Below are 26,722 nucleotides of genomic sequence, written 5' to 3'. Positions count from 1 at the left end.
GAGGAAGTAGAAGCGGAATGAGAGAACTTCAGGTTCAAACGACATATGGTACCGTTCAAGGCGAGCATTTGCATGGTGCAAGCGTATGGAAAGGCATTCCCTATGCGAAACCCCCGGTAGGTGAGTTGCGTTTCAAGGCTCCGGTACAGCCCGAGTCATGGGATGGAATCAGACAGGCTACACAATTTGGGCCTGAGAATATACAACCTCGAAATCATCAACCTGAAGGCCTGACAGAACTTCCGAACGAGTCAGAAGATAGTTTATATCTGAATATTTGGGCTCCTGAGAAAAAGGAAGCATCCACATTGCCAGTCATGGTATGGATTCACGGTGGTTCCTTCGTATCAGGTTCGGGCAGCCAGCCTATGTATGATGGTACGCAGTTAGCGGTTCGGGGGGACGTCATCGTTGTCACGATTAACTACCGACTAGGGCCTTTGGGTTTCCTTCATATGGCTCCATTGGGTGATTCATATGTATCCAATGCAGGTCTGCTGGATCAGGTTGCGGCATTACAATGGGTGAAGGACAATATCTCTGCTTTTGGTGGTAACCCGGACCAAGTTACGGTGTTCGGCGAATCAGCAGGCAGCATGAGTATTGCAGCACTGATGGCGATGCCAGTTGCCAAAGGACTCTTCCAACGTGCCATTATGGAGAGCGGTGCATCCCAGTTCATGCCGGCAGAGCAAGCTTCAGCCATGCGGGAAGGGATGCTGAAGATTCTTGGGGTGGACCGGGACAACCTGCAGAAGCTAAATACAATTCCTGTAGAGCAGATTATTGCAGCTGGTGAAACGGTCAAACAGCAGAGCGGAGCAGGTATGGCATTATTGTTCCAACCTGTATTGGATGGGCATACACTACCACAGGTACCACTTCAGGCGGTGAGCGAAGGCTCAGGGCAGGACATTCCGGTGCTGATTGGTACGACATTACACGAGGGTGCCCTGTTCATCCAGCCGCATGTGCCTTATTCAAAAGAGATCGATATGGTTCAGGGCGTAGACTTTATGACGCCGGATCTGGAGAACCGGGTAGCCATCGCTGATAGTTATCCAAAAACGGCAGATGGACAAGCCCAAGTCATGACCGATATGTTCTTCTGGCGGTCAGCGCTGCAATATGCTGCTGCACAGCAGAAATATGCCCCGGTGTGGATGTATCGATTTGATTGGGTCATGCCGGAACATCCCCTGTTAAAAAGAGCGATTCATAGCATCGAAATATTCTTTGTGTTTAATACACTGCATGTCCTCAAATTCATGAATGCGGAGCCAGATGAAGCTGCGGCGGCACTTGCCCTTAAGGTACAGGATGCCTGGATTTCCTTTGCCAAGAACGGCAAACCTGAAGTTGCAGGTGTGAACTGGCCTGAATATGAGCAGGATCATGCGACACTAATCTTTAACCATGAGATTGAGGTCGTACATGATCCGGATGCATCCAAGCGCGAGCTGTTAGGGTTATAATCCAGGTAGGTTATTGTGTATGGATACTCTGGATAACTGCTATGCGCCTAATCAAAAGAGGACGTTCATTCTCAGAATGGACGTCCTCTTTTTGTAATCTGGCTTAGAATAAAAAAGAAACCCTATAAAGATATGTAGGGTTTCTAGAAGGAACAATTATTTTTTACAATCTGAATAGCTGATAGACCTCAGCCTTATAAAGTATTTTCATTATAACCTTGAGCTATATCTGCTCTATCTTCAAAACTATCTGGTGCACCGCCGGTAATTTTAGAAACAACATCCCCGCCTGTGTATAGAATGCTTAATGGGAAGAGCAACTTACCAGTAAAGCCGTAATTATAATTGCCAAACCATTCTGTTTTTCTAATTTGAGTTTTACCACCTTTGACAAAGGCAGTCCATTCTTTATTATACGGTTTGTATCCATTCACTACTTTGTAATCCCAGATCCCTCCTGGTCTCACTCTATCAACCCACCAAGTAGTAGTGTATGATAACGCCGCAGTGGGATTTCCGTAAATTCCTAAGGCTAGTGAAGCCCAAATATCATACATTTGATAATAATTTTGAGAAGAAATAGAGTAAGCATACAGGAATGGAGGTGCGCCTGGATCAGCAAATGGTGTTACTAATTGATCCTGTTTGAATTGAGATAATAATTGCTCTTGTTTTAATTCAAGAGTACGTTCTGCAATACCTTCTGCAATTTCTTCTGTCGAGCCCATCTGCAGATTAAAATCGTTATCTAAATATACCCCACCTTGATCAAGTAACATATTTACTCTGCTGATATTTTCAACATAGATTGATTCAAATTGCGAATCTACCTTTAATACATTAAACGTCTCATCATTAAGGACCATCTTGCCATCTTCATTAAGAGAAATTAAACCTTTATTAATGATCTCTTGATGGAGCGCTTTCAGTTGATCTGTCTCCTGTGAATCAAGGGAACTTAATGGATCTGCCTCATACATCGGACTATTTAGGATCGTTTCAGGAATTGCATCCAAATCTGAACTTTGATTATTTTCACCAAAAGCAGAGCCAGAAAACACACAAGAAAAAACAATTGAAAGACTAATCAAAAATGAAAATCTTTTCATAACCTGTACCTCGCATTATAATATGTATTTATTTGGAATATAAACCCTTTTTTAACCATATCATAACAACCCATTTTTTGCTATGATTATTGCATAATATTCATATTATATCCATATATTCATTAGTATTGAAGAAGTTTTTCCACTAATTTGTACTGGAGGGATACTGTTTGAAGAAGTTTGTGTTCTTGAACATTATAGGAATTCTATTTGCTGTCTCCATTTTTGTTCATACAGAGATTAGAATCAATTACTACAGAATAGCAGAAATATTTCAATATTCTGAATCACAAGTTCAAGCTATTTCAAATTTGATAATTTCTGCATGTTATATTATTATTTTTTTATTAGTAGGATTCATCATTCAAAGAAAATTTCTAGATTCAAAACTTAAATATTTATCTAGTCTGGTATGGATTCCATATTACCTTATTTTTATTGAAATTTTTTCGCATATGTACCCACTGAACAACCCAGCTTTAAAACCTTTACCATCTGAAGGATTGGTTATAATATTGCTTAACCTTATATACCCCGTGGTAATATTTATATTTGCTCTTATATTTGACCTGATTAAGTTATTTAAAAAGCCAACCGGTTATTGAGCAGATCAAAAAGGGACATGATCTTTACTAACTTGTTAGTTTATGCTTCTATTCAAATTATTGATCATTTGTGCTGCTTCTTTTCAAAACAAGGAACGTTTCGGTATGAACTTTTTGTCAGGATATCCTCCATCAAGGACCTTGGTAATAAGTTCTACACTTTCTTTTGCCTAAGCACCGCTAATTATAGCAAAGCATGAGCATTTTAGAGCCTCGTTCGTTATTCGTGTACTTCCCGCTGAATGAAAATTCCTGGGTCAAGGACCGCAAACGCCACAAGTTACTTCGCATAACTAAATTGGTTGACATCACCTAATGAAGTAAGCAGAACGTAAGCATTAATTAGAGGTACATTATACCTTGTTATACTCCAAACATTATTTACGAGAGGCACGCGTGCGGGACACCTCATCGAAGTAGAAGGAACGTTTTCCACGGGAGAACAGCACAATGAAGACATGAATGAAGAGCACGGCGTAGACCAACATATAGACACCGACTGTTCCCAGGGAAATCCATATTTGATAAGGCTGGAGCATAACATCCTGATTACTGGTGAAGGCATAATCATTGACCCAGCGGATGATCGTAACCACGAACCAAGGGGTGTAAAGTGCAAGCAATCTTTTAAATAACGATTCGATGGTCGGGGAGCCGCTCTGGCGATTCACATATCGGAAGCGCAGGATAGCCGAGCCTGGCGTTGTTCCGCTCCGTACCCATGGAATGAAGAACAGTACGATGACCATGGCGATGGATGTATTCAGTGCTTCTTGAATCACATCGGACGCGGTGAAGATGGACAACACATTGGTAATCAGCACGACTACCGCACCGTCGATAAGCAATGCAAGCAGTTGTGGTACGGGATATACGCGATTTTGCTCCACGATCTGTTCACTCTTTGCCTGAATACTTGCTCGGGATGGAAACAAAGCCAGTAAAATAGGAGCTGTGAAAAATCCAAGCACTGTTCCTGAAGTGTTCAATAACAGATCATCTACATCAAACAAGCGATAGGGACAATTATAATACCCGTAGAATCCGGTGATTTGAGTGATCTCAAAGAATAAGGAAAGCCCTAATCCACCAAGCAGGGCGTACTTCCAGAAGGCTCTTTTTTGAAAAAAATAACGGATATAGACACCAAGCGGCATGAGAAGCAGGACGTTAAATAGAACTTGCAGAAAGGCTCTGCCCTGAATCATGCTGAGATAGCTGGATGGCTGAGACCATACAACGGGTGTTTCCTTCATGATGTCTTTTACAAAAGTGAATGGAACCAGATTGTAGTAGATCGTGTCAACAGCTTGCTGTGCACAGGTATCTCGCGTAGTTGGAAACGGGAGAATAACGAGGCAATAGGCGGCCAGAATATAAAAGATAAACGAAAAGCTGATGCCAAACCGTGACCAGCTGAAGAAACCGTCTTTACGATAACCATAGATCAACCACGGCACCAGCAAGAACATGGCCGCAACAACAAAGATGAAAAAAGCCGTTTGCACAGGGAAAACATATGAGGACATGAGCAGGAACTCCTTTGGTATTAAATATAATAACAATTCATAGAGACATAAAATTCATGTATTTGTAGTGCGTATCTAATAGTTACATTATAAGTAGTTACCCTTAAAGTGAAGGATGCAAGAACCTTAAATTTGGTTTAAATCCATCCATGCAGTGATCAAGCGTATGGAATATACCGCCGAAATCCCGTATACTTGCGGGAAAGCCAATCGTAGAATGGAGAGTTTAATACATATGTCTAATTTGCCTAACTGCCCGAAATGTAATTCAGAGTACACGTACGAGGATGGTAACCTGCTGGTTTGCCCGGAGTGTGCGCATGAATGGTCTTTGGATGCAGACAGTGAGAACGCAGAGGATACAAAAGTAATCCGCGATGCCAACGGAAATGTGCTAAGTGATGGCGATACTGTTACCGTCATTAAAGATCTGAAGGTAAAAGGTAGCTCGCTTGTGGTCAAACAGGGAACCAAGGTGAAGAATATCCGCCTGATTGATGGGGATCATGATATTGATTGCAAGATCGACAGCTTGGGTGCGATGAAGTTAAAGTCTGAGTTTGTGAAAAAGATATAAGATCGAGAAACGTTCAGTTCCGCATCCAATGGGAATTGAACGTTTTTTGTTTGACAGGAAATATTTAGTAGATATATACTGGTTGGAATTTAATTTTTGAACATGGTTGGGCGGTCTACATATAAGAAAAGGCAGGTGTCAGAGCGATGAAGAGAGATCATATTATTGAATATTATTCCGGGTTTGATGAGTGGGGGAGACTGGAACGGGAACCGATTGAATTCATCATTAACATGCATTACATCAGGGAACATCTCCCCGCTACTGGTTGTATTCTGGATAATGGAGCAGGTCCGGGGAAGTATGCCATGGAGCTGGCGAAGCTAGGGTACCAAGTCACTTTATCGGATCTGACACCTTCCTCCGTGGATACTGCGCGGCAAAAGGCTCAGGAGTTTGGTTTGACACAGCATTTCGATGGATTCCATGTTCTCGATGCCACTTCGCTCTCCGGTATGGCTGACGAGACGTATGATGCTTCACTCATGCTGGGGCCGTTATATCATCTGCAGACAGATGAGGAGCGGACAGCTGCTGTACGGGAGTTGTATCGTGTGACAAAGCCGGGGGGAATAGTGTATATAGCGATGCAGAGCCGAATGCGCATGAGTATCAATTCGTTACAATCCCCACAGCATTGGAAGCCAAATGACCATATGGGAGCAATTCGTTCTTTTGTGGAAAAAGGTATATTCGATCATGAGGATCAGGGACGATTCACGGGCGCTTATTATTTTAATATTCAGGACGTTACGCCCTTCATGGAGCAACATGGATTTGAAACCGTCGATTTGATTGGTTCATCCAGCCTTAGAGCGATGCTCACGGACGAGCAGCAACAATACTGGAAAGAGCGTGGCGAGTATGATGAACTCATTCAATATATGATTGAAGCCGCCAAAGACCCCTCCATACTAGGGATTTCATCTCATCTGTTTTACATCGGGAGGAAGAAATAATAGATTTCCAGACATTTACATTGCTCTAAAAAATCTATGTAATTTAGAATGTCAGCGATGGAATACTGTTTGCACATGATATAATATTTGTATCTAATGGTCTGGAGGTGTCACTATGCAATGGAAGGAAGTTCAGGAGCGATTCCCTAATGAATGGGTCGTTTTTGAGGCAACCAAGGCGTACTCTAGAGAAGGCCAGCGTTACATCGAAGAGATGGCAGTGATTGATTCATTTGATGATTCTACAAAGGCATTAAAACGTTATGGTGAATTACATCAGGAAGATCCCAGACGGGAATACTGCTTCTTTCACACTTCACGTCCAAAGGTTGTTGCAAGAGAACGATATGTTGGCATAAGAGGTCTCCGATGAAAATTTCAGATGGAACAACGATTAATAACTTTCAGGTTGAAATAGGAAATATGGATTATGGTTTAGAGATTGACGGAATTCTGGGATTTAATTTTATGAAACAAACCGGTGTTGTAATTAATGCCAACCTGATGAAACTAAGTATAGATAAGCCATAATTTATAGAAAATAATCGTAAAAGTGCCCTCTGGAAACAGGGGCTACTTGTGTTTTTCATCAAAATAGTTCAATATTAAGATATATAACAAAAGGTGATCTACTTACAATAGGTTAGATGGACAACGGATCGCTTCATACCAGGGAGGAACAGACAATGGAAATCGGAATTAGTACATTTGTGGAGACGAACCCGGATGTAAAAACAGGAGAACTTATAAGTCATGCGCAGCGCATTCGCGATGTCGTTGAAGAGATTGTTTTGGCAGATCAGGTGGGGCTGGATGTATACGGCGTGGGAGAACATCATCGTGCCGACTACGCCGCTTCATCACCAGCAGTCATTCTGGCTGCCGCAGCTTCACAGACCAAGAATATTCGCTTGACGAGTGCGGTAACCGTGCTGTCATCGCATGATCCGGTACGGGTATATCAAGATTTCGCGACATTAGACGGCATTTCGAACGGACGTGCAGAGATTATGGCAGGGCGGGGATCATTTATCGAATCGTTCCCACTGTTCGGCTATGATCTGAACGACTACGATGAGTTATTCGACGAGAAACTGGATCTACTGCTCAAGCTGCGTGATTCGGAAAAAGTAACCTGGGAAGGCAAACACCGCCCTTCCTTTAACAACCTGGGCATCTACCCGCGCCCGGTACAGGAAAAACTTCCGGTATGGATTGGCAGTGGCGGTAATCAGGAATCCGTTGTTCGTGCAGGACTGCTCGGTTTGCCACTGGTGCTTGCCATTATCGGTGGTCGTCCGGTGCAATTCGCACCACTGGTGGAACTGTACAAGAAAGCAGCTGCACATGCGGGACATGATGCTTCCAAGTTGACCGTAGCTTCTCACTCTCATGGCTTCATTGCCGATACAACAGACGAAGCCGTGGAGAAATTCTTCCCGCCAGCGCAAGCGGTCATGAACATACTGGGTCGTGAACGTGGATGGGGACACTACAGCCGTGCAACATTTGATGCGGCGCGTAGCCTGGAAGGTGCATTGTACGTGGGTGATGTGGAGACGGTGGCTCAGAAAATTATTTACCTGCGCAAAGAAGTCGGGATTACCCGCTTCATGTTGCACACCCCCCTCGGCACAATGCCGCACAACGAGGTTATGAGAGCAATCGAACTGCTTGGCAAAGAAGTCGCTCCAATCGTACGCAAGGAAATTGCACGTTGGGAAGCGGAGAACCAGTAAACACATTCATCGACTGAATGTCGATATGGTTATAGACAGAGTCAACCAAATAAAGGAGCATGTCCTAGGCGTATTACGCCAATGGATCTGCTCCTTTTTCGTTATCTTCTAAAAGTATCTAAAATCAGCACAGGTTTAATTCTTATCCATTCGCAGATGTACTCACAAGGGAGTGTATAACCATCGACAATGTATGATCATAGAGGGTTTTGGCTGCTTCTTCGCTCTCAATATGACCTCCCAAGTACAGATGAATAACACCGTGTAAAGGAGCCCAGATCATTCGTACCGCAAGCAGGGGATCTTGCACCTGAAGCATTCCCTGTTCAATGGCGATCTCCACCAAAGCAGACACTTGCTTCAATGCAGTCGCTGTTCCCTGCAAGGTCTCTCCATCCGGTTTGAATTCGGAAAAAGACCCTCCAAACATCAGCTGATAGAAGCTGGATTGAGAAATGCCGAAGTCCCAATAGACGTGAGCGAGATCACGGAAATATTGTTCGAACGATGCCTGCCGGGGCATAGCTTCAAAACGCTGGGCCATAAGGGAGCAGCCCTCTAAATACAGATGTTTGGCTAATCCTTCTTTTTTGCCGAAGAGGTTATATATAATTTTGGTAGAGCACTCCATGCGTTCAGCTACACGGCGTACTGTGACAGCTTCTGGTCCATGCTCTTGCAGTAAAGCAGCAGCAGCATGCACAATATTTTGCCGCAGATTATCCGAGTGCTGCAGTCTGGCTTCCTGAAAGGTTGTTACCGTATGTGCAGATTCCGTGGAACCTGAATTATGATCCTTCATTGATTTCATCCTCGTAACCGTATTGTTGTTGAAACAGAAATTACGTTTCCTTTTCTTATGGTCATTCTACTGTTTTACGCCGGATAACGTCAATTTAATCCGAGTTTAGTAAGTGAGCACCACGTTCCAGATTCAAATTTAACAAATGCATTTGACAGCGTCATGGATTTTGGTTACGATGATTCTATACAGAAACAGTGTTTCCTTATGAAAACAAGTGTTCAAATTATGCTTAGAGGATGGATGAGAGATGATAAAGGAACAGCATCAATGGGTACTTATTACAGGTGCTTCTTCAGGTATTGGGGAAATTTTTGCACTCGAAATGGCTTCCAAGGGTAAAAATATTGTGCTGGTGGCCAGAACAGAATCCAAACTGAATCAATTGGCAGAACGTATAGAACGTACATATCAAGTAAGGGCTGAGGTAATCGTATCGGATCTCTCCGAAGTAGAGGCGCCTCAGAACGTATATGAGGAATGCAAGAATCGGGGGATACACATCGATATACTGATCAACAATGCGGGATTCGCTACCCATGGATTATTTGAACAACTGGATGGTTCCCGGCAACAGGAGGAGATTATGTTGAACGTGCTCGCCTTGACGAACATGACGCATCTTTTCTTGCCAGGCATGTTACAGAAGCGAAATGGTGCTGTCATTAATGTATCGTCGACGGCTGCCTTTCAACCTGATCCGTATATGGCTGTGTATGGAGCGACAAAGGCATTTGTACTTTCTTTTACAGAGGCATTATACGAAGAAAACAGGAAGCGTGGCGTTCAGTTTTTGGCACTATGCCCAGGCTCAACCGAGACCTCGTTCTTTGATGTAGTGGGTGCTGATGAAGCCTCGGTGGGCAAACGTGATACACCTGAGCATGTCGTGGCCGTGGCCATGAGGGCACTGGAGTCAGGCAAACCTTATGCTGTGCCGGGGGCCAGGAATTATTGGACAGCGCAGTTCACCCGCCTCATACCACGCAAGTCCATGTTGCGAATCGTAGGAAGTATGCTTCGTCCACGTTCCAAGGGTGGCAAAGCAGAAAAAGTACAAGCCTGATTAGTGGTATAGGGTGAAAGCTTTAGGCCAAGATGCCTTTGGCCCGAGCTTCCTTCATCCAGTCTGGAAATTCAGTAAGCAGCCGATCATACAATTCTTCATCGCTGATCTTGGAGATGTCGTCGAGAGCAAAAAAGTCAGCATTATCGATTTTTTCCCGATGCTCCTTCTTCATTTTCACATAGTCTGGATCCGTCTTCGCAATCTTCCATTGTGCTTTGAATATGGCTGCCGCTTCTGCCTTCACCTTATCATTCTGATAGGGCAAGATCGAGCCATCCTCCTTGATAGGGATATCTATGGTGCTATATATGGTACAAGAGCATTCAGCTCAGGAATAAGATGCTTTTTCTTTTTACCCCGATTCTGATCCAACATGCACGGTTAATGGGGAACAATAGAAAGAATTACACAGGAGGGGTAACGGTATGGGCATGTCCGGCAGATATCTTGTGGTAACGAAGGAGCTAATGGAATCCATTAAGTCAGGCGAGGTCAGTGTGCATGATTGTGCAGTTGATCTGGATATTGATAAAACGTGGCAGATGCTTCAATTCACGCTGAACGGTAATCTGGTGCAGGGTGAGCCTCCCCTGGGCTATGTGGTGCCTCTCGCAGGTGAGCAATACGTGGGAAATTATTCAGACATGGATCTATTTTTGCTTAGTAACGAGCAGGTGCTGGAGGCCTACATGGCATTGGAGCAGCTCACACCGGAAGAATTAAAGCAACGGTATAGTCTGGACCAGATGATCGCTGAAGGCGTCTATCCAGTCATGGAAGATTGGGAGGCGGAAGAGACATTTCAAGAGATTGTTCAGACCGTGGATGATATACAGGCCTTGTTTCAGGCAACGGCTGCAAGTGGAAACGGGATCGTCTTTTATGTTTTCTAAGTGAGCACTGAAATGATGATGGAAAATGCATGGCTGACGCTGAGACAGGTTTGAACTACGCCTATTCGGGTTATTGATAGACACAAGGCTCAGGCCTTGATGACATGACAATCCGGTAGAAGAGAGGGAATGCGATATGACACAGGATCAGAACGAAGAGAACAAAGCGATTCAAGAGGACAAGCCGGATCAATTCGAGACTCCCGTAACTGCGGAAGATGAAGAATCTGATGAAGATCAGGCAGACGGTAAGGAATAAGACTAATTCCGGAATACCAAATTCTCAAATATAGAACTACCAAAGGTCGGACTTTGTTCCGGCCTTTTTTGGTGTATTTTCAGTGAACCCGTTTACAAGAATTACCTATGCCTTCATAATGGAAATGAACCATATTTTTCTAAGGAGGAGTTCATATTAAGAATCGGAAGTTAGTCCAATGGATGGCAGTGCCCCTCGTATTATTAATGGTTGTTCTTACAGGATGTCAGGCTGTGGGTGGAGTAGACGTTGGCAAGGCCATGGCTAATGGCGCGAGTATCAAGTCCGGTGAATCCAGACAATCCATGAATATAAACATAGAACCGGCTAAGGAATTTGCTACAGAGAAAGACCTTGAAATGATTGAACTTATTAATTCCATATCCCTGAATATTGATCAAGCCAAAATGAAAGATGCGAAGACAGCATCGATTAAAGGTACACTGAGCATGGAGGGAACGAAGCTACCTTTCCACCTGTCCATGAATGAGTCTCAATTGGTCATTGATCTGGACGGAGCCCAGAAACCTCTGTACATGTCTCTGGATACATTCCAAGATGCACAGGCTCTTCCGATGGTGGATACGAAGGCTCTGGAGAAACAACTCGAGGAACTTTCCCCGAAACTGTTCTCTTTTGTCCTGAAGCATCTGTCCAATCCGAAGAACATCTCCGTAACACCTGTACAGGAATCCGTGAATGGCGAAGCACTTAGCCTCTCCAAGCTGCATCTGGAAGTTAGTGGTGAAGAGATGCTTGCCATGGTTAAACCGTTCCTGACGAGTATCTCCAAGGATGAGCAAGGACTGAAAGACCTGATTGGAGATCTTTACGATGTGTTCTATCCTGTATTGGAAGCTGTGAATGAGGTTGAAGGCGGGGGAGATGAAACGCTGAATTCAATCGTTCCTGAATCGAAAGATGAAGCCGTTGCGTCACTATATGCCATCATCAAAGTAGGACTGGACAGCATGCTGGTCAATTATGATCAGGAGCTGAATAACCTGTTGAATGAGACCCCTGAATTCAAAACGGTCTTTGGCACAGATACCAAACTGAAATTGGATTTTTATCTCGACAGCAAGCTGGATGTTCGCAAGCAAAACTTTGAACTGAAAGTGGCACTGCCTGCTTCCGCGGATCTGCCGCTGAACTCCGTAACGGTAAGTGGAGACAGTGAACAGTGGAATATCGGTGGAACGGTTGCAGTCGATGAAGTGGATGTATCCGGCGGCGTTATGGATCTGATGAAGGATGATATTACGCCTGGACAGATGCTGCGCAATTTTGATTCCAATTCACTGGCATATCAATTGCTGAAAGATGAAGCTGGGATCACGAGTAAAAGTGTAGTGCTCTTCCCGGATGATGAATACGCCGGGGCAATCACTGTTAAGAATACAACATTTGTTCCGCTTCGCTACGTGTCTGAAGAATTGGATGCTGAAGTGAAATGGACCAAAGGCTCGAACCAAATCGTTGTCATTGACGACATCACTGGTGATGAGATTGTCCTGACCGTAGGTTCCAAGAAGGCAACCGTTGCTGGTAAAGAAGTGACCATGTTGGAATCCGCCTATGTAGGCAAGGACGGCAAGACGTATGTGCCGCTGCGCTTTATGGCTGAATCCCTTGGGGCTACTGTAGATAAAGAACAAGAAACAGGCTGGATTTACATTGACCGTCCTTAATTTCTTATGACTTAAAGTAATTAAATGCATTGGGGAGTACCTCCTATTTGAGGTGCTCCTCTTTGTCATGCATTTTTCAACAATGCAGGTATTTGGCATGACCAAGGATGCGGCGATTGAATACGCCGAGCATGGGATCAGTATTAATGCCGTGGCACCCGGGGCCATTCTGACAGATATGGTCATCGGTTCGTTCAAACAGATCAATCCGAATGACTGGGAGTCAGCATCCAAAGAGTTCGTGAAGGACAACCCGGCCAAGCGCTTGGGTGAACCGAAGGAAGTAGGGCGCCTCGTTGCCTTCCTGCTGTCTGGCGAATCACCCTTCATCAATGGAGCCATTATTCCAATTGCTGGTGCACAATCAGCCCAATATTGATCCCATAATCAAAGCATATATCGATGCGACATAGATAGATCAAAGAACGCCCTATTCCGCCAATGTGCGGAGTGGAGCGTTCTTTTTCATGTAATCCAGATAGCGTATCATCCGCAGGTTAATTGTGCTGTAGAATCTGCGGCTTTTTGCTGAATCCGGTACTCCCGGCTGTGAAGCCCATCTGGCGATAGAATTCATGCGCAGCTTCACGTTCCGGACGATTGCCACTGTTCAGAGACAGGGAATCCACGTCATGCGTGGCTGCCCATTGCTCGGCTTCCAGGATGAGCTGTCGGCCAATGCCTGAGCCCCTGAACTGGTCATGTACAACCAATGCCATGATACGGCAGTGTCTTCCGTTCTTTTCATACAGATAAGACGTCTGTAATCCGATCAATCCAACTACGCGACCTCGTGCTTCAGCGACCAGTGTGGTGAAGTTAGCGTCTGCAGCGATGTGGGTATAACGCTCTTCCATCTCCGCGTAAGTGGTGGGGTAACCGAGTTGATCCATCAGAATGACCATATCTTGCAGATCTCTAGTGGAGCTATGTCTAATCGTCACATCCAGGCTCATAATGTTGTATCCTCCTTGGGTCTTTCTTTCAACGAAAGTTCAATAATGGTATCCAGTAGCTCTGCAAAAGAAATACCTGCAGCGGCTGCACTTTTGGGCAGCAGACTGTTACGGGTAAGACCCGGCAGTGTGTTTACTTCAAGCACATAAGGCAAGCCTTCGCGAATCATCATATCCACGCGCGCGTAGACACTGCATTTGAGCACCTGATAGCAGGCGAGTGCAGCGGCTTCTACACGATGGTGAAGGTCCACAGGCAATTGTACAACCTGCTCATCGGCTCCGTGGTCATCGTATTTGGAAGAATAATCGAAAAACTCGGCGTTCGAACGAATGGAGATCACCGGCAGCATCTTTCCATCCAGAATGGCACAGGTGATCTCCTCACCTTCGATATACTGTTCAATCATGACCGTATCATCCCAGGCGAGGGCAGCCTCGACAGCAGCGGGCAGGGCGGCAGCTTTCTTAACCACTTGGGTACCGATGCTGGAACCGCCTGAATTGGGTTTGACCACCACTGGGTACGTTAATTGTTGAGCAGCAATAGAGGACAGTTCCTCGATATGACTCACTCGCAGCCACTCTCCGGTAAGCACACCTGCATGTTGCATGAGCTGTTTGGACATGTCTTTATCCATGCATACACTGCTCGCAAGCACACCACAGCCTGTGTAGGGAATACCCAGGGATTCCAGTGTGCCTTGAACCGTACCGTCTTCGCCGTATTTGCCATGCAGGGCAAGCAGTGCCACATCGATCCCGGCGGACTTGTCGATCAGATCACGCTTGGTATTCAGCTCAATGGGCACAACCTCGTATCTACTCTTATCCAGATGGTTGATCATCTCCTGTCCGGTGAGCAGGGAAATAGCCCGCTCTGAAGATGTACCGCCCATAATCACGCCAACCTTCATGTGAAATCCTCCTTATCTCATTTGAGCTGCTGTCTCGCCAATGATGCGAATGCCTTTACGTATATGCTCATCGCTGACTCTGGAGAAACCCAGACGCATCGTGTTTACGCCCTGACCGGGTTCCAGATAAAAGGTATCCCCTGGTGTGAACGTCACACCTTTCACTTTACAGGCCGCCAGCAGTTCACGGGTTCTGTATTCGGACGGGAACTGCACGAACAGATGCAGACCACCCGCACCGGAAATCCGGCACATTGGCAGATGCTGCTTCAGACAACGCACAACCAGTTCATATTTGCGCTTATACTCCGTACGAGCTCGCTTCAAATATTTCTCAAAATTACCGTTGCTCAGATATTGATACAATAACGATTGGTCCAGCGTGGAGGTATGGATGCTGCGTGCCCGTTTCATACTCTCCAGATAATCAATCAGCGCCGCATCCGCAATAATCCAACCTACCCGCAGACCAGGGAACAGGACTTTGGAGAAGCTGCCCAGATACACCAGTCCATTGCCTTTGCCCATGCTGGCGATCAGGGGAGATACGTGGGAACCGGAATAGCGCAATTCTTCGTTGAATCCATCCTCAATGATGGGTACCTGATACTTGTTCATCAACCGGATGATCTCTACTCGTTTCGCAGGGGACGTCACAATCCCGGTTGGATTGTGATAGGATGGCACGAGATATGCCAGATCATATGGACTTGCCTCAAGTTCATGTTCCAGTTGCTTCAAGTCTAGGCCATCCGGCTCCATGTTCACACCGGTCAGGTGGAACTGGTGCAACTTCAGATTTTTGATCGCCGTGTGATGCGTTGGATTCTCGCAGAGCGCTTTGCCGCTTTTTTTGCGTAACGCTCCAAGAACCAGATCGAAGCCTTCCGTGAATCCGTTGGTGATCAGGATGTCCTTGCCACGGAGGTCGACACCCTTGTTCTCCATATATCGTAGTAAATAGTTCATCAGTGGTCTGTATCCTTGCGCATATCCGTAATTCAGCAGTACTTCGCCTTCAAGTGACATACGATCAAGAAAAGCCCGCTTCACGTTGTGCAGATCGAACAGCTTCTCATCCGGTGCTATGCTGGTAAACGAGATCTCGCCGCGCTCTGCTCCGGAGCCATGCTTCATCAGATCGTACTGCTCTGCCTGGATCGCATACTCACTTACCTCCGTCGTCCAGTCCAGTTGCCAGCTCGCTGTTGCCTCAGGTGTTTCGATGGAGGCGCTGACGTAATTGCCCTTGCCTTTGACTGCATAGATCAGGCCTTCGTCTTCAAGCTCGGCGTATGCGAGCAGGACCGTGCTGCGACTAACCTTCATGAGTGTACTGAGTTCACGGGTCGAGGGCAGCTTTTGTTTGGCTTGCAGGCCACCTTTGAGCATTAATCGCTTCATATAATCTTTGACTTGTATATATACAGGGCGGTCCTCCGTCAGTTGCAGATCGGAATACATCCCATCACTCCCTCTACTGGTATCTTGCCATATTATAAACCCGGCAGAAAGAACCACGATACCTCTGTTTCCCTGCGGGAGTGGTTGGTTGTTCGCGTAAACGCAAAAAAGCCCAGGCAATATGCCAGGGCCGGGTGGTGAAACTTGATCCATTTTCTATAGTACTGCTGCTATAATTTCTACAGTTGCATTGCATGACTAGTCTCTCTAGGATCGATAGCTATCTGACCTTCTACGTGTGTCTATTTAACTTCAGTACGGCTATAATTGCAGGCTTTCTAGGTGATACTTAAATCTACAGTGAAATCATGAATCTAGGTCTTTCTACGTTTGCTTGCTGCAGGGGTCGAATAGAGGGTGAATCTACAATCTATAAGCTAAGGTTCTTGCTAACTGTACTCTTGTCGTGATCACGTAACAGAATTCAGCATGAAAAAGATATTCAATCATAGGGTACAATAGACGAAGGTAGATATAAAGACGTATGTCTCAGTGCCCAATTTCTTCCTCATACCCCTATAGTACCACTTTGAATCAGGGAAGTTAACCTTTTTTTTGAAATATTTGTCGTAAAAGCGAAAATTGCGTGAATTGTACTTCTTATAGAATGAAATGGTGTCCCTTTATAATATGTGATAAGATCTAAACCTATAGATAATGAGGAAGTGAGCCTATTGATTAATATTACCGTGCCAACACCGGATGTAACCATCACGAAGCAGGCTGATCCACAGCTTAGCCACATTTATGGATTTACTGATTTTCACCTGATTACCCGGGAACTAGGCGGGATTTTCATGTTTTACAATGGCGCTGGAGAGTTGTTATTTGTCGGGAAAGCACGAAAATTAAGACCCCGTATCAAAAAGCATTTTGAAGACACTGTATCACCAATCAAGAATCACCGCGAGGAAGTAACGAAGATTGAAGTATGCCTGGTTGAAGATCCGGTAGATCGTGAAATTTACGAGACCTATATCATTAACACGATGCGAGCGAAATACAATGTAGACAAAGTGTTGTACAAATAAGACGCATAAAAAGCATGAACATGCAATGTCTGGGACATATGTCCTAAATGTTGCGCCAGTGGGTAAGGATGTAATCGAAGGATTGCATCCCATTTCGCTTGGCACAAATGTAGAAACACCAGAGCTTCAATTAAGTATTACAGAACGTAGAATCACAGATATATCAAAATACATATGAAGAGGTGATTGTGTTGATCGGTCGTAGCGGTAATCCTACACTTAAAGACAGCACGTTTGAAAACAGAGGATATGGAGAAGATCGGTATCAGAATTACATGACGATCAACGGCACGGTGAATAAAGCGTTTATTACGCTGGTGATCCTGCTGGCCAGTGCGTTTGCAACCTGGATGATGTTCTTTAACGGACAACAAGTGATGCCGCTCGCTTATGGCGGATTGATCGTTGGTTTCATTCTGGCGCTTGTCATTTCGTTCAAACCCGTAGCGGCACCTTATCTGGTACCCGTCTATGCGGTGGCAGAAGGCCTATTCCTGGGGGCACTCTCAGCAACCTATGAGTCCCTGTATAACGGAATTACCTTGCAGGCGGCTCTGTTAACCATGGCTGTATTCATCGCCCTGCTGATGGCATACAAAACCCGATTGATCAAAGCTACAGAGAACTTCAAGCTGGGTGTGGTGGCTGCAACCGGCGGTATCATGATCATGTATCTGCTGAGCTTTGTACTGAGTTTTTTCGGCATTTCGATTCCTTATCTGCATGATAACAGCTTGATCGGCATCGGTATTTCGATCGTTATCGTCATTGTGGCTGCCCTCAATCTGGTCCTTGATTTCGACTTCATCGAAGGTGGCGCTGAACGTGGTGCGCCCAAGTACATGGAGTGGTATGGCGCATTTGGATTGATGGTGACGCTGGTATGGCTGTACATTGAGATTATCCGTCTGCTTGGCAAATTGCGGAGCCGGAATTAATCCTATCGTTAGAGTTATCATCATAGTTTGAACTTCATAAAAGCTAACACGTGTTACTCACGTCGTTGGCTTTTTTGGTATATGTAGATGCAGTCTATAGGCAACTTTTTGAACAGTAGGAGAAGAAATAATAAGGCGCGAGATGTGTACATTTTACCATATTTGGATTGACGGTATGGAAATGGTTATGGTATTTTTATTGATAATGATTATCATTTTCGTTTAAGAATTGCACAAGTTGCTGGATGGTTCTATATCTTTAGCTATATATCAAGACGATCAAGCAGATCGAAAGGAGTGGCCTCATGTTACTGGAAAATGATTCGCAGATTGCTGTGCACCAGCCTCTTACCGGCCGCAGTCCCAAGACGGACCTTGCCAACGTTAAAACATACATGGACACACATTACGACCAGCCCCTATCCATTGCAGACCTCGCATCGAAAGCGGGAATCAGTCCGAAATATTTCGTGGATCTGTTCAAGAAAACGTACGGACAGAGTGCAATGGAGTATCTTACTGATCTGCGCATTAATCGCGCCAAACGATATTTGAAAGAATCCAGACATAAACTTCGCGATATTGCCCTGAGAGTGGGATATAGTGACGAATACTATTTTAGCCGCAAATTTAAAAAGGAAGTCGGCGTATCTCCTTCGGATTATGCGAAAAACGCCAGAAAACGGATTGCCACCTGCTCCTCCAATGTGATTGGACAGCTTCTGGCACTCAATGTTATCCCCGTGGCTGCACCCATTGATCCCAAATGGACCGCGTATTATTATAATGCACATCGAACAGAGATCCAGTCCCATCTGAAATTGACGGACCCGTATACGAGTTGGAGGTTTGAGGCCAATCTGGAACGGTTGGTTCATATTCGCCCTGATGCCATCGTAGGTACAGATCAGATTAGCGAACAGGATCAGGCCCAATTGGCTGAGATTGCACCTTGTTGTTTTGTCCCCAAGCATCATTCGGATTGGCGAACACAGTTGCGCATGATTGGATCATTCCTGGAGCGAGAGGAACAGGCGGAGCAATGGATACACATGTACAACCAGCGAGCAGAGAAGGCACGTGAATCGGTACAGCGGGAAGTGGGCCGGGAGAAAGTGGTCGTCGTGCGGATCTACGGGCAGAGTCTGTACCTCTATAGCAATCCGGGTATTGAAGAAGTGTTGTATGGAGCGCTGCAACTGGACACATTCTCTGATCTTAGTTCCAATAATCCGTTAACGCTGGAGCAGCTCGCTGCAATGAACCCTGATCGCATTCTCGTAATGGTGTGTCCCGAGGCAGCTTCAAGGGCGTATTGGCTGAGCTTGCAGCATTCGGTTACATGGCGTCATCTCAAGGCCATTCGTCAATACCAGGTCCATCTGATCACGGGTGACCCTTGGTTTGATTATTCGGCTGTAGGCGTGATGCGCATGCTGGATGAAGCGCTACTGATCTTCACGGGATATTGTCCAAACATCTATCTGGATAACGTCCATGGTGATTCCCAGGCAACGTGACATATAATCCTTGTATCTAAATGAGAATGTTTATCAAGGGGGATATCACATGTTTCACTATATCAAAAGCACCGGACAACGTTCCGTTGTTAGCAAATTCCGCAGTGCCCGGCTCTCAGCCCTGATCCTACTGCTGTTAATTACAGGGCTGTTGTCTGCCTGTGGCGCAGCGTCCGAGAATGCAGGATCGGCTCAGGAGGAGCAACCCGCAACGGAAACTTCAACCCCGGCTTCAGCCGAAACGGTTGTGCAGGAAGAGCAAGCGGGAGAAACGACGGGTGAACGCACCGTAAAAGATGACTTGGGACATGATGTAATTGTTCCAGCCAGTACAGAGCGTGTATTTGCACCGTATCTGGAAGACTCCCTGCTAACTCTGGGTGTTAAGCCAGTTGCCCAATGGGCGAGTGGTACGAAAGGGCATGTTTATCTACAGGATCAACTCAGTGATGTGCCTACACTTGATTTCTCCAGTGGATTGCCTTCGCCAGAAGCACTGATGTCGTATAATCCTGACTTTATTATTTTGCATACGGCCCAATACGCCGAGAATGGGGTATATGAGAGTTATTCGAAGATCGCACCGACCTACGTATTCACGAATGCGTCGGGTGATGTAGAGAAGTCTTTGCAGGTCATTGGTGATCTGCTGGGCAAAACGGCTGAAGCCGAAAAAGCCATTGAAACCTACCATGCCAAGGTTGATTCAGCCAAAGCTGAACTGGCGAAAGTGGCCGAAGGCAAAAAAGCAGCCATTATCCGTTTTGCCCCGCGTGGCATTAGCATGATGGGCGGCAACTACTTCAGCGGTTACGTCGTATATGAACAACTGGGAATCGGTAAGCCTGCATTGGTCGAGTCGGAGAACAGTGCCATTGTATCCACCGAGGTGTTACCCGAGATTGATGCCGACTTTATATTCACCGTGGAACAGGGTCCAGGCAGCATGAAGGAAATGACGGCAACCAACGTATGGAACAGTATGCCTGCGGTGAAAGCAGGGCATGTGTACGCTGTGGAGCCAGCTCCGTGGCTGGGTGGTGGACTGATCGCATACGGTCATGTCATTGATGATACGCTCAAAGCGTTAACGCAATAATCTGAATAGTACAGCTCCCTTTGGAGTGCCGGGAACCGGATGTAAGTCCAGCGTTTCGGGTACGCCGTGAGGGGGCTTTTTTTTAGATTGGAACGTGAACAATATATGACCTCAATATGGAAATATGGAGATAATCAAAATGATTTCTGGATATCGTCCATGGGACAGCCGGATCCACTCTTTTATAATTGGTAATGAGAATCAATCTCATATATAAAGTGTAGTTCAGTATTCAACTTATATAAGAAGAACAACGAGGAGGACCCATCCGTAATGACGTTTCAGCCTAATCCAACCACTCATGGCAACCTTGAGCATATCGCACGCAGTACTGTTCAGATTCCGCATGCCGAACAATGGAACATGAAATCACGTTCAGGCCATCATGCCTATCAGATCATGGTATTCAAGCCTGCCGAACCTCCGCCCCCGTCCGGTTACCCGGTGATCTACCTGCTGGATGCCAATTCCGTATTCGGCACGATGGTGGAAGCCGTTCGTGTACAGGGACGCAGACCGGAGAAGACGGGTGCGCTTCCAGCGATTGTCGTAGGCATCGGATACCCGATTGCGGGTCCCTTTTCCCCTCATCGATACTATGACTTTACTCCAAAGGCCACGACAGAATATACCGCAAAATCCGACGGTACACCTCTGCCAGAACAAGGAGGTGCGGATGAGTTCTTGCGGTTTATTGAAGAAGAACTGAAACCGGAGATGGAGCAGCAGTTTCGGATTGATCGGGACAGACAGGCTATATTTGGTCATTCGCTTGGCGGTTTGTTCGTGCTCCATGCGTTGTTCACGAAGCCGGAGGCTTTTCGATATTATATTGCGGGCAGTCCCTCGCTGCACTGGAATCAAAAGGTCATGCAGGCGGAGGAACAGGAATTCATTGCAAGGTTGGAGCAGCAACCGGTGAACGTCAAGGTGTGGATTAGCATGGGTGAACAGGAGAAGACGCATCCGGCACGCAACAATGACAAGGCAGCGAGTCTTACGGAACGTTTATCGGCATTGCAGCATCCGGGGCTGGATATCGTCTACACCGAGTTCGAAGAAGAGAACCATGTCTCGGTATTGCCTTTTCTGATTAGTCGTACGATGCGTTTTGCCTGTAGTCCGGAGTCGTAGAAGGTCAGGATTGAGGGACGTTTTTACAGACGATGATTATTGGAATCAGAGAATGTTCCGGTGAAATCAGATTTAACCAAGCCATTACATCGCTCCAATAGGGGAGAACACAGCTATAAGGCAGTAAGGGAGGTACACGAGGTGAGCTACACAGGAATCGATGGAAAAGTGGCCGTGGTCACTGGTGCCGCGCAAGGGATCGGTGAAGCGGTAGCGAGATTGCTTGCACAACAAGGTGCTATCGTTGCTCTGGTGGATCGACAGAAAGATGCGCTGGATCAGCTGGTCACCGATCTGCGCAGTCAGCGCCATAGGGCAATAGCCTGCGTTGCTGATATATCGGATCGTCAAGTCGTTGAGGATACCGTTCAACAGATCGAGGAGACCGTGGGTCCCGTTGGCATTCTCGTGAATGCTGCGGGTGTACTGCACACAGGGGCAGTGAGTGAGCTGACGGATGAAGAATGGGCGAGGACGTTTGACGTGAATACGCATGGTGTATTTTACATGTCGCGTGCGGTAGTGAGATATATGGCTGAACGCCAAACGGGTGCGGTAGTTACCGTGGGTTCGAATGCTGCGGGTGTTCCGCGAATGCACATGTCTGCCTACGCGGCTTCCAAAGCCGCCTCAACCATCTTCACCAAATGTCTGGCTCTGGAATACGCCGACCAGCACATTCGATGCAACATTGTCTCTCCGGGCTCAACGGATACGCCAATGCAGCGAGCTATGTGGCAGGATGAGCATGGCGCAGAGGCAGTCATTGCAGGCTCACCGCAGACCTTCCGTTTGGGCATACCGCTGAACAGGATGGCATTGCCAGAAGATATCGCGGACGCGGTGGTCTTCCTGGTATCCGATCAAGCCAGACATATTACGATGCACAATCTGTGTGTGGATGGAGGCGCCACGCTCGGTGCCTGAATCAAGAGATAAGGAGATGATGAATCATGTCAAAAGCGGGTACGGTTACTGCAACTTCCGCCATACACCTTCTGGAGCAATATCGGGAGGGGACGTCCTTTTTCTGGTCTTCACCGCAACATACCTTGCTCGCACAAGGAGAACGGATTCGTTGGTCTCTGCTACATGCGGAGGACGTAATTCAATCAGATCCCAGCAATTCTGCTGAAGTTATTGAACATAAACCTAAGGAAGAGGTACTTCTTTTCATAGATCGGATTCAACAGCTCATAGATAAGGCCAAACAAAAGGGTCAACTGAAACCCGTGGTGGTTGGCGCCATCCCGTTTGATCCGCTGGACGCTGCTGCTGAGCTATATGTACCGGAGACGGTGCAGTGGGCTGAACCGTTACCCTCCGAATCACGAGCATTAATTCAAAAGCTGCCAGCAGCCGTAGGTTGTGAGGTCGTTGAGGCACCTGCGGGGACAGTGTATGAGCAAAGTGTAGACAAGGTATTGGTTGACCTAAACCAGGGTGATCTCCAGAAAGTCGTGTTATCTCGTACGCTTCAGGTGACTTCACAGACCATTGTGGATACACATCAATTGCTGCGTAATCTGTTCAGGGACAACACGCACGGATATACATTTGCTGTTCCAATTACGAGTCTATCAGAAACAGAACGTACTATAACAACGTATAAACAATCCATTCAAACGGATGAACCAGTTGAAAATAAAACGAGTCGCACCTTGATCGGGGCAAGCCCAGAACTGTTAGTTACCCGCAGAGGGTTAAAAGTACGCGCCAACCCACTGGCAGGCTCTGCTGCCCGGAGTGAAGATCCAGCGGAAGATCGCCGCCGCGCAGAGGCACTGCTGGCTTCAGCCAAAGATCGGCATGAACATGCCGTAGTTATTGAGGCAGTCGCTAAGGCACTACGCCCATTATGCCGTCGTCTATCCGTTCCAGCAGAACCTTCCCTAATTCAGACGCGCACGATGTGGCATTTATCCACCGAAATACACGGGGAGCTGGCGGACGCGGCCACAACGTCACTGGAACTGGCTTTGGCTCTTCATCCCACACCCGCCATCTGTGGAACACCGGTACAGGCTGCACGGGCAGCGATTAAGCAACAGGAGCCGTTCGACCGGGGATTATTTACGGGAATGGTGGGCTGGTGCGACAGCGATGGCGATGGCGAGTGGGCCGTAACGATCCGATGTGCCGAAGTGGAGGGTACAGCTGTGAAATTGTTTGCTGGAGCGGGCATTGTAGCAGGTTCTACGGCAGAAGCAGAGCTGGCAGAGACTGCTGCCAAGTTCAGAACGATGCTGCTCGCAATGGGTTTGGATTCAACCGTGTCCAGTCGTAAGGAGGAATGAGCAATGCTGTCAGGATATCAGGCTTGGCCTGAGGAAGTTGCAGAGCGTTATCGGCAGCAGGGTTGCTGGGAAGGAATTACGTTTGGAGAGATGCTTCGCCAGCGTGCTGATCTATATGGCAATCGGGTAGCCGTTATTAGCGGTGAAGAACAATTCACTTATGCAGAATTGGATGAACGGGTGGATCGATTGGCTTCGGGTTTATATGCCAAAGGCATACGACAGCATGATCGGGTTATTATTCAGCTGCCCAATATTACGGCGTTTGTTGAAGCGTGTTTTGCTTTATTCCGCATCGGTGCGTTGCCTGTATTCGCTCTTCCCTTGCATCGAAAGAGCGAAATCACATATTTCGCTCGTTTCTCAGAGGCTGTAGCGTACCTGATTCCAGATCAGGATGGTGGATTTGATTATCACACGCTGGCAGAGGAGGTACAGGCAGAGGTGCCGGGACTTCGGCATATTTTTGTGGCGGGAGAAGCCGGGCCCTTTACAGCTTTAGAAGATGTCTATGCAGAACCTATCATGCTGCCGGATGAACCGACGTCTTCAGATGTTGCTTTTCTACAGTTGTCGGGTGGAAGCACAGGGCTATCCAAAATGATCCCACGTACCCATGATGACTACATCTACAGCTTGCGAAGAAGTGTCGAGGTGTGTGGTCTCAGTCCCGAAAGCATCTATCTGGCTGCACTGCCTGTGGCACATAACTATCCAATGAGCTCCCCCGGCATTCTGGGCACGTTGTACGCAGGTGGCACGATTGTGCTGTCACGGGGATCAAGCCCGGATGAAGCCTTTCCGCTGATTATGCGCCATCAGGTAACGATCACGGCTTTGGTGCCGCCGCTGGCTCTCGTCTGGCTCAATGCAGCGGCTGCCCGAGGAACCAAGCTTCCGTCGCTCCAGGTGCTTCAAGTGGGAGGAGCCAAATTCAGTGCAGAGGTGGCGGCACGTGTCAAACCGGTCCTTGGCTGTACATTGCAGCAAGTGTTTGGCATGGCCGAAGGGCTGGTGAACTACACACGACTGGATGATTCTGAGCATGTCATTACCCATACCCAAGGGAAACCCATGTCTCCGTATGACGAGGTGCGGATTGTGGATGATGAAGATGTTGAGGTGGAGCAGGGACAAGCCGGACACCTGCTGACAAGGGGGCCCTATACGATTCGTGGTTATTACAAGGCGGAGGAGCATAACGCCAGGTCGTTTACTACGGACGGCTTCTATCGCACAGGCGATATTGCGAGTCTGACAGCTGACGGATATCTCGTTGTCGAAGGGCGGGCGAAGGATCAGATTAACCGTGGCGGGGATAAAGTGGCTGCCGAGGAAGTGGAAAATCATCTGCTGGCCCATCCTGGTGTGCATGATGCAGCCTTGGTCTCCATGCCCGATGAGTATCTGGGCGAGCGCTCTTGCGCCTTTATCGTGCCAAGCGGCGAAGCTCTTGCGGTGGCCGAGATCAAATCATTTCTACGCAATCGGGGTCTGGCCAGTTATAAAATCCCGGATCGGATTGAGTTGGTGGACGCTTTTCCGAAGACACAAGTGGGTAAGGTCAGCAAAAAAGCATTACGGGAAATGTTGATCACCAAGCAACCTGTATCTAAATAAGAATTCTCAATCAATAAAGCTGAAAAGAGGGATATTCATGGCACTTCCAGTGATTCAACCATATGCAATGCCTGTAGCGTCGGAGCTTCCGGTCAACAAGGTAGCCTGGACACCGGATGCGAAGCGTGCGGTACTCTTGATCCACGATATGCAGAACTATTTTATGAATGCCTTTACGGCGGGAGCATCCCCGGTGGTGGAACTAATTGAGCATATTGCTGAGCTTCGTTCAACGTGTCATGAGCTTGGGATTCCTGTGGTCTACTCGGCACAACCGGGTGGACAGACACCAGAGCAGCGCGGATTACAGCTGGACTTCTGGGGTGCGGGAATCGATGGCGGACCTGTGCAAAAAGAAATTGTTGAATCGCTTGCACCCGCTCCACAGGACACCTTCATGACCAAATGGCGCTACAGCGCCTTCCAGAAGACGGAACTGCTTGAACTGATGGAGCAACAGGGTCGGGATCAGTTGATTGTCTGTGGCATATATGCGCATATCGGATGCCTGATGACGTCAAGTGAGGCATTTATGCGAGATATTCAGGCATTTCTGGTTGCCGATGCGGTTGCTGATTTTTCGGCTGAAAAACATCGCATGGCGCTGACGTACGCAGCAGAACGGTGCGCGGTAACACTGTCGACCGAACGTTCGATTGCGTTGCTGAATGCGTCAGCCGCAGCCAGAACTGGAGGGGTAGTTACATCCGAGGCGCAGCAGCAATCAGCATCCACCGCAGAGATTGGGAATGTTGTGGAAGGACGAGAAGGCGTTGATCATGCAAGGCTGGGATCAATACGGGCTCAGGTTGCCGATCTGTTGCAGGAGCAGCCTGAGCTGATCGGCGAGCATGATGATCTGATTCAGAACTGGGGAATGGATTCCATTCGCATGATGAGTTTGGCGGAGCGTTTTCGCGCAGGAGGAGCAGAGGTTACCTTTGTCGATCTGGCGGAGCAGCCTACATTGGCAGCATGGGCAGGGCTCCTGGATAATGCCCAAACGAAAGTACTGCCGAACGGAGACTACTTTTGAGCG

The 26,722-nt window shown here is 47.0% G+C and carries 27 protein-coding genes; 20 read left to right on the top strand and 7 right to left on the bottom strand.

From position 1 onward, the window contains the following. Positions 1 to 17: 17 nt before the first annotated feature. The gene (locus AC1S8V_RS29555; protein ID WP_482071834.1) at positions 18 to 1,475 is read left to right on the top strand and encodes a carboxylesterase/lipase family protein; all 1,458 of its coding nucleotides are present in this window, start codon (positions 18 to 20) and stop codon (positions 1,473 to 1,475) included. A 194-nt stretch (positions 1,476 to 1,669) separates the two neighbouring features. Here the strand turns inward: AC1S8V_RS29555 and AC1S8V_RS29550 are convergent, their stop codons facing one another. Continuing rightward, positions 1,670 to 2,584: a hypothetical protein gene (locus AC1S8V_RS29550; RefSeq protein ID WP_482071833.1), complete on the bottom strand. Its 915-nt coding sequence runs from the start codon at positions 2,582 to 2,584 to the stop codon at positions 1,670 to 1,672. A gap of 982 nt (positions 2,585 to 3,566) precedes the next feature. After that, entirely contained in the window at positions 3,567 to 4,718 is a 1,152-nt protein-coding gene (locus tag AC1S8V_RS29545; RefSeq protein ID WP_482071832.1) for a VanZ family protein, read from the bottom strand. Between the two features lie 235 nt (positions 4,719 to 4,953). Between AC1S8V_RS29545 and AC1S8V_RS29540 the strand changes: the two genes are divergently transcribed. The 5 genes from AC1S8V_RS29540 (at position 4,954) to AC1S8V_RS29520 (ending at position 7,993) form a co-directional block, all read left to right on the top strand. Continuing rightward, a complete protein-coding gene (locus tag AC1S8V_RS29540; protein ID WP_482071831.1) occupies positions 4,954 to 5,295 on the top strand; it encodes a zinc ribbon domain-containing protein YjdM in 342 nt (113 codons plus the stop codon). 146 nt (positions 5,296 to 5,441) lie between these two features. Continuing rightward, positions 5,442 to 6,254, top strand: coding sequence for a class I SAM-dependent methyltransferase (locus AC1S8V_RS29535; protein ID WP_482071830.1), 813 nt, complete (start codon positions 5,442 to 5,444; stop codon positions 6,252 to 6,254). Between the two features lie 115 nt (positions 6,255 to 6,369). Continuing rightward, a complete protein-coding gene (locus AC1S8V_RS29530; RefSeq protein ID WP_340014990.1) occupies positions 6,370 to 6,627 on the top strand; it encodes a hypothetical protein in 258 nt (85 codons plus the stop codon). Continuing rightward, a complete protein-coding gene (locus tag AC1S8V_RS29525) occupies positions 6,624 to 6,785 on the top strand; it encodes a hypothetical protein (protein WP_482071829.1) in 162 nt (53 codons plus the stop codon). Before AC1S8V_RS29530 ends, AC1S8V_RS29525 begins: the two co-directional genes overlap by 4 nt. A 155-nt stretch (positions 6,786 to 6,940) precedes the next feature. Continuing rightward, positions 6,941 to 7,993 carry an LLM class flavin-dependent oxidoreductase gene (locus AC1S8V_RS29520; protein WP_482071828.1) on the top strand — a complete coding sequence of 351 codons (1,053 nt, stop codon included), beginning with the start codon at positions 6,941 to 6,943 and terminating at the stop codon, positions 7,991 to 7,993. Between the two features lie 142 nt (positions 7,994 to 8,135). On the opposite strand, the gene AC1S8V_RS29515 is transcribed toward AC1S8V_RS29520, so the two are convergent. After that, a complete protein-coding gene (locus tag AC1S8V_RS29515; RefSeq protein WP_482071827.1) occupies positions 8,136 to 8,795 on the bottom strand; it encodes a TetR/AcrR family transcriptional regulator in 660 nt (219 codons plus the stop codon). A 250-nt stretch (positions 8,796 to 9,045) separates the two neighbouring features. On the opposite strand from AC1S8V_RS29515, the gene AC1S8V_RS29510 reads away from it, so the two are divergent. Beyond that, positions 9,046 to 9,861: an SDR family NAD(P)-dependent oxidoreductase gene (locus AC1S8V_RS29510; protein ID WP_482071826.1), complete on the top strand. Its 816-nt coding sequence runs from the start codon at positions 9,046 to 9,048 to the stop codon at positions 9,859 to 9,861. 22 nt (positions 9,862 to 9,883) lie between these two features. Here AC1S8V_RS29510 and AC1S8V_RS29505 read toward each other — a convergent pair whose 3' ends face one another. After that, complete coding sequence (locus AC1S8V_RS29505; RefSeq protein ID WP_482074617.1) at positions 9,884 to 10,132, bottom strand: DUF4385 family protein; 249 nt, start codon at positions 10,130 to 10,132, stop codon at positions 9,884 to 9,886. A 157-nt stretch (positions 10,133 to 10,289) separates the two neighbouring features. On the opposite strand from AC1S8V_RS29505, the gene AC1S8V_RS29500 reads away from it, so the two are divergent. From AC1S8V_RS29500 to AC1S8V_RS29485, 4 genes are all read left to right on the top strand, one after another. After that, complete coding sequence (locus AC1S8V_RS29500; protein ID WP_482071825.1) at positions 10,290 to 10,757, top strand: DUF1877 family protein; 468 nt, start codon at positions 10,290 to 10,292, stop codon at positions 10,755 to 10,757. A 136-nt stretch (positions 10,758 to 10,893) separates the two neighbouring features. Further along, positions 10,894 to 11,016 (top strand): hypothetical protein, encoded by a 123-nt coding sequence (locus AC1S8V_RS29495; RefSeq protein ID WP_482071824.1) that lies wholly within the window; start codon positions 10,894 to 10,896, stop codon positions 11,014 to 11,016. 182 nt (positions 11,017 to 11,198) lie between these two features. Further along, entirely contained in the window at positions 11,199 to 12,707 is a 1,509-nt protein-coding gene (locus AC1S8V_RS29490; RefSeq protein WP_482071823.1) for a copper amine oxidase N-terminal domain-containing protein, read from the top strand. A gap of 67 nt (positions 12,708 to 12,774) precedes the next feature. Next, the gene (locus AC1S8V_RS29485) at positions 12,775 to 13,086 is read left to right on the top strand and encodes an SDR family oxidoreductase (protein ID WP_482071822.1); all 312 of its coding nucleotides are present in this window, start codon (positions 12,775 to 12,777) and stop codon (positions 13,084 to 13,086) included. A gap of 118 nt (positions 13,087 to 13,204) precedes the next feature. On the opposite strand, the gene AC1S8V_RS29480 is transcribed toward AC1S8V_RS29485, so the two are convergent. From AC1S8V_RS29480 to pdxR, 3 genes are read right to left on the bottom strand one after another with little or no spacing between them, the layout of a single operon-like run. Beyond that, positions 13,205 to 13,663: an N-acetyltransferase family protein gene (locus AC1S8V_RS29480; RefSeq protein WP_482071821.1), complete on the bottom strand. Its 459-nt coding sequence runs from the start codon at positions 13,661 to 13,663 to the stop codon at positions 13,205 to 13,207. Beyond that, positions 13,660 to 14,580: a D-alanine--D-alanine ligase gene (locus AC1S8V_RS29475; RefSeq protein WP_482071820.1), complete on the bottom strand. Its 921-nt coding sequence runs from the start codon at positions 14,578 to 14,580 to the stop codon at positions 13,660 to 13,662. Before AC1S8V_RS29475 ends, AC1S8V_RS29480 begins: the two co-directional genes overlap by 4 nt. A 12-nt stretch (positions 14,581 to 14,592) precedes the next feature. Beyond that, a complete protein-coding gene (gene pdxR, locus AC1S8V_RS29470) occupies positions 14,593 to 16,044 on the bottom strand; it encodes a MocR-like pyridoxine biosynthesis transcription factor PdxR (RefSeq protein WP_482071819.1) in 1,452 nt (483 codons plus the stop codon). A gap of 674 nt (positions 16,045 to 16,718) precedes the next feature. Between pdxR and AC1S8V_RS29465 the strand changes: the two genes are divergently transcribed. The 9 genes from AC1S8V_RS29465 to AC1S8V_RS29425 all read left to right on the top strand — a co-directional run bounded on the left by AC1S8V_RS29465 (position 16,719) and on the right by AC1S8V_RS29425 (position 26,719). Beyond that, on the top strand, positions 16,719 to 17,075 hold the full coding sequence (locus AC1S8V_RS29465; RefSeq protein ID WP_482071818.1) for a nucleotide excision repair endonuclease: 357 nt from the start codon (positions 16,719 to 16,721) through the stop codon (positions 17,073 to 17,075). A gap of 191 nt (positions 17,076 to 17,266) precedes the next feature. Beyond that, entirely contained in the window at positions 17,267 to 18,013 is a 747-nt protein-coding gene (locus tag AC1S8V_RS29460; RefSeq protein WP_482074616.1) for a Bax inhibitor-1/YccA family protein, read from the top strand. Positions 18,014 to 18,318: 305 nt separating this feature from the next. Further along, positions 18,319 to 19,533 (top strand): ABC transporter substrate-binding protein, encoded by a 1,215-nt coding sequence (locus AC1S8V_RS29455; protein ID WP_482071817.1) that lies wholly within the window; start codon positions 18,319 to 18,321, stop codon positions 19,531 to 19,533. Positions 19,534 to 19,582: 49 nt separating this feature from the next. After that, entirely contained in the window at positions 19,583 to 20,632 is a 1,050-nt protein-coding gene (locus AC1S8V_RS29450; RefSeq protein ID WP_482071816.1) for an ABC transporter substrate-binding protein, read from the top strand. Between the two features lie 273 nt (positions 20,633 to 20,905). Next, complete coding sequence (locus tag AC1S8V_RS29445) at positions 20,906 to 21,766, top strand: alpha/beta hydrolase (RefSeq protein WP_482071815.1); 861 nt, start codon at positions 20,906 to 20,908, stop codon at positions 21,764 to 21,766. Positions 21,767 to 21,907: 141 nt separating this feature from the next. Next, a complete protein-coding gene (locus AC1S8V_RS29440) occupies positions 21,908 to 22,693 on the top strand; it encodes a 2,3-dihydro-2,3-dihydroxybenzoate dehydrogenase (RefSeq protein ID WP_482071814.1) in 786 nt (261 codons plus the stop codon). A gap of 26 nt (positions 22,694 to 22,719) precedes the next feature. Continuing rightward, positions 22,720 to 24,063 (top strand): isochorismate synthase DhbC, encoded by a 1,344-nt coding sequence (gene dhbC, locus AC1S8V_RS29435; protein WP_482071813.1) that lies wholly within the window; start codon positions 22,720 to 22,722, stop codon positions 24,061 to 24,063. A 3-nt stretch (positions 24,064 to 24,066) separates the two neighbouring features. Continuing rightward, the gene (locus AC1S8V_RS29430; protein WP_482071812.1) at positions 24,067 to 25,683 is read left to right on the top strand and encodes a (2,3-dihydroxybenzoyl)adenylate synthase; all 1,617 of its coding nucleotides are present in this window, start codon (positions 24,067 to 24,069) and stop codon (positions 25,681 to 25,683) included. A 37-nt stretch (positions 25,684 to 25,720) separates the two neighbouring features. Further along, entirely contained in the window at positions 25,721 to 26,719 is a 999-nt protein-coding gene (locus AC1S8V_RS29425; protein WP_482071811.1) for an isochorismatase family protein, read from the top strand. Positions 26,720 to 26,722 lie beyond the last annotated feature (3 nt).

This window comes from Paenibacillus sp. B46(2026) (assembly GCF_056786355.1).
The sequence above is the reverse complement of the archived record's forward strand: the minus strand, read 5'-3'. Positions and strand labels throughout refer to the sequence as shown.

Coding starts and splice junctions, on each gene's coding strand:
- AC1S8V_RS29425 (WP_482071811.1), top strand. CDS start 25,721: ATGGCACTTCCAGTGATTCAACCATATGCAATGCCTGTAGCGTCGGAG.
- AC1S8V_RS29540 (WP_482071831.1), top strand. CDS start 4,954: ATGTCTAATTTGCCTAACTGCCCGAAATGTAATTCAGAGTACACGTAC.
- AC1S8V_RS29535 (WP_482071830.1), top strand. CDS start 5,442: ATGAAGAGAGATCATATTATTGAATATTATTCCGGGTTTGATGAGTGG.
- AC1S8V_RS29450 (WP_482071816.1), top strand. CDS start 19,583: ATGTTTCACTATATCAAAAGCACCGGACAACGTTCCGTTGTTAGCAAA.
- AC1S8V_RS29490 (WP_482071823.1), top strand. CDS start 11,199: ATGGCAGTGCCCCTCGTATTATTAATGGTTGTTCTTACAGGATGTCAG.
- AC1S8V_RS29510 (WP_482071826.1), top strand. CDS start 9,046: ATGATAAAGGAACAGCATCAATGGGTACTTATTACAGGTGCTTCTTCA.
- AC1S8V_RS29485 (WP_482071822.1), top strand. CDS start 12,775: ATGCATTTTTCAACAATGCAGGTATTTGGCATGACCAAGGATGCGGCG.
- AC1S8V_RS29430 (WP_482071812.1), top strand. CDS start 24,067: ATGCTGTCAGGATATCAGGCTTGGCCTGAGGAAGTTGCAGAGCGTTAT.
- AC1S8V_RS29550 (WP_482071833.1), bottom strand. CDS start 2,584: ATGAAAAGATTTTCATTTTTGATTAGTCTTTCAATTGTTTTTTCTTGT.
- AC1S8V_RS29475 (WP_482071820.1), bottom strand. CDS start 14,580: ATGAAGGTTGGCGTGATTATGGGCGGTACATCTTCAGAGCGGGCTATT.
- AC1S8V_RS29555 (WP_482071834.1), top strand. CDS start 18: ATGAGAGAACTTCAGGTTCAAACGACATATGGTACCGTTCAAGGCGAG.
- AC1S8V_RS29530 (WP_340014990.1), top strand. CDS start 6,370: ATGCAATGGAAGGAAGTTCAGGAGCGATTCCCTAATGAATGGGTCGTT.
- AC1S8V_RS29480 (WP_482071821.1), bottom strand. CDS start 13,663: ATGAGCCTGGATGTGACGATTAGACATAGCTCCACTAGAGATCTGCAA.
- AC1S8V_RS29455 (WP_482071817.1), top strand. CDS start 18,319: ATGTTACTGGAAAATGATTCGCAGATTGCTGTGCACCAGCCTCTTACC.
- dhbC (WP_482071813.1), top strand. CDS start 22,720: ATGTCAAAAGCGGGTACGGTTACTGCAACTTCCGCCATACACCTTCTG.
- AC1S8V_RS29515 (WP_482071827.1), bottom strand. CDS start 8,795: ATGAAGGATCATAATTCAGGTTCCACGGAATCTGCACATACGGTAACA.
- AC1S8V_RS29495 (WP_482071824.1), top strand. CDS start 10,894: ATGACACAGGATCAGAACGAAGAGAACAAAGCGATTCAAGAGGACAAG.
- pdxR (WP_482071819.1), bottom strand. CDS start 16,044: ATGTATTCCGATCTGCAACTGACGGAGGACCGCCCTGTATATATACAA.
- AC1S8V_RS29545 (WP_482071832.1), bottom strand. CDS start 4,718: ATGTCCTCATATGTTTTCCCTGTGCAAACGGCTTTTTTCATCTTTGTT.
- AC1S8V_RS29525 (WP_482071829.1), top strand. CDS start 6,624: ATGAAAATTTCAGATGGAACAACGATTAATAACTTTCAGGTTGAAATA.
- AC1S8V_RS29500 (WP_482071825.1), top strand. CDS start 10,290: ATGGGCATGTCCGGCAGATATCTTGTGGTAACGAAGGAGCTAATGGAA.
- AC1S8V_RS29520 (WP_482071828.1), top strand. CDS start 6,941: ATGGAAATCGGAATTAGTACATTTGTGGAGACGAACCCGGATGTAAAA.
- AC1S8V_RS29445 (WP_482071815.1), top strand. CDS start 20,906: ATGACGTTTCAGCCTAATCCAACCACTCATGGCAACCTTGAGCATATC.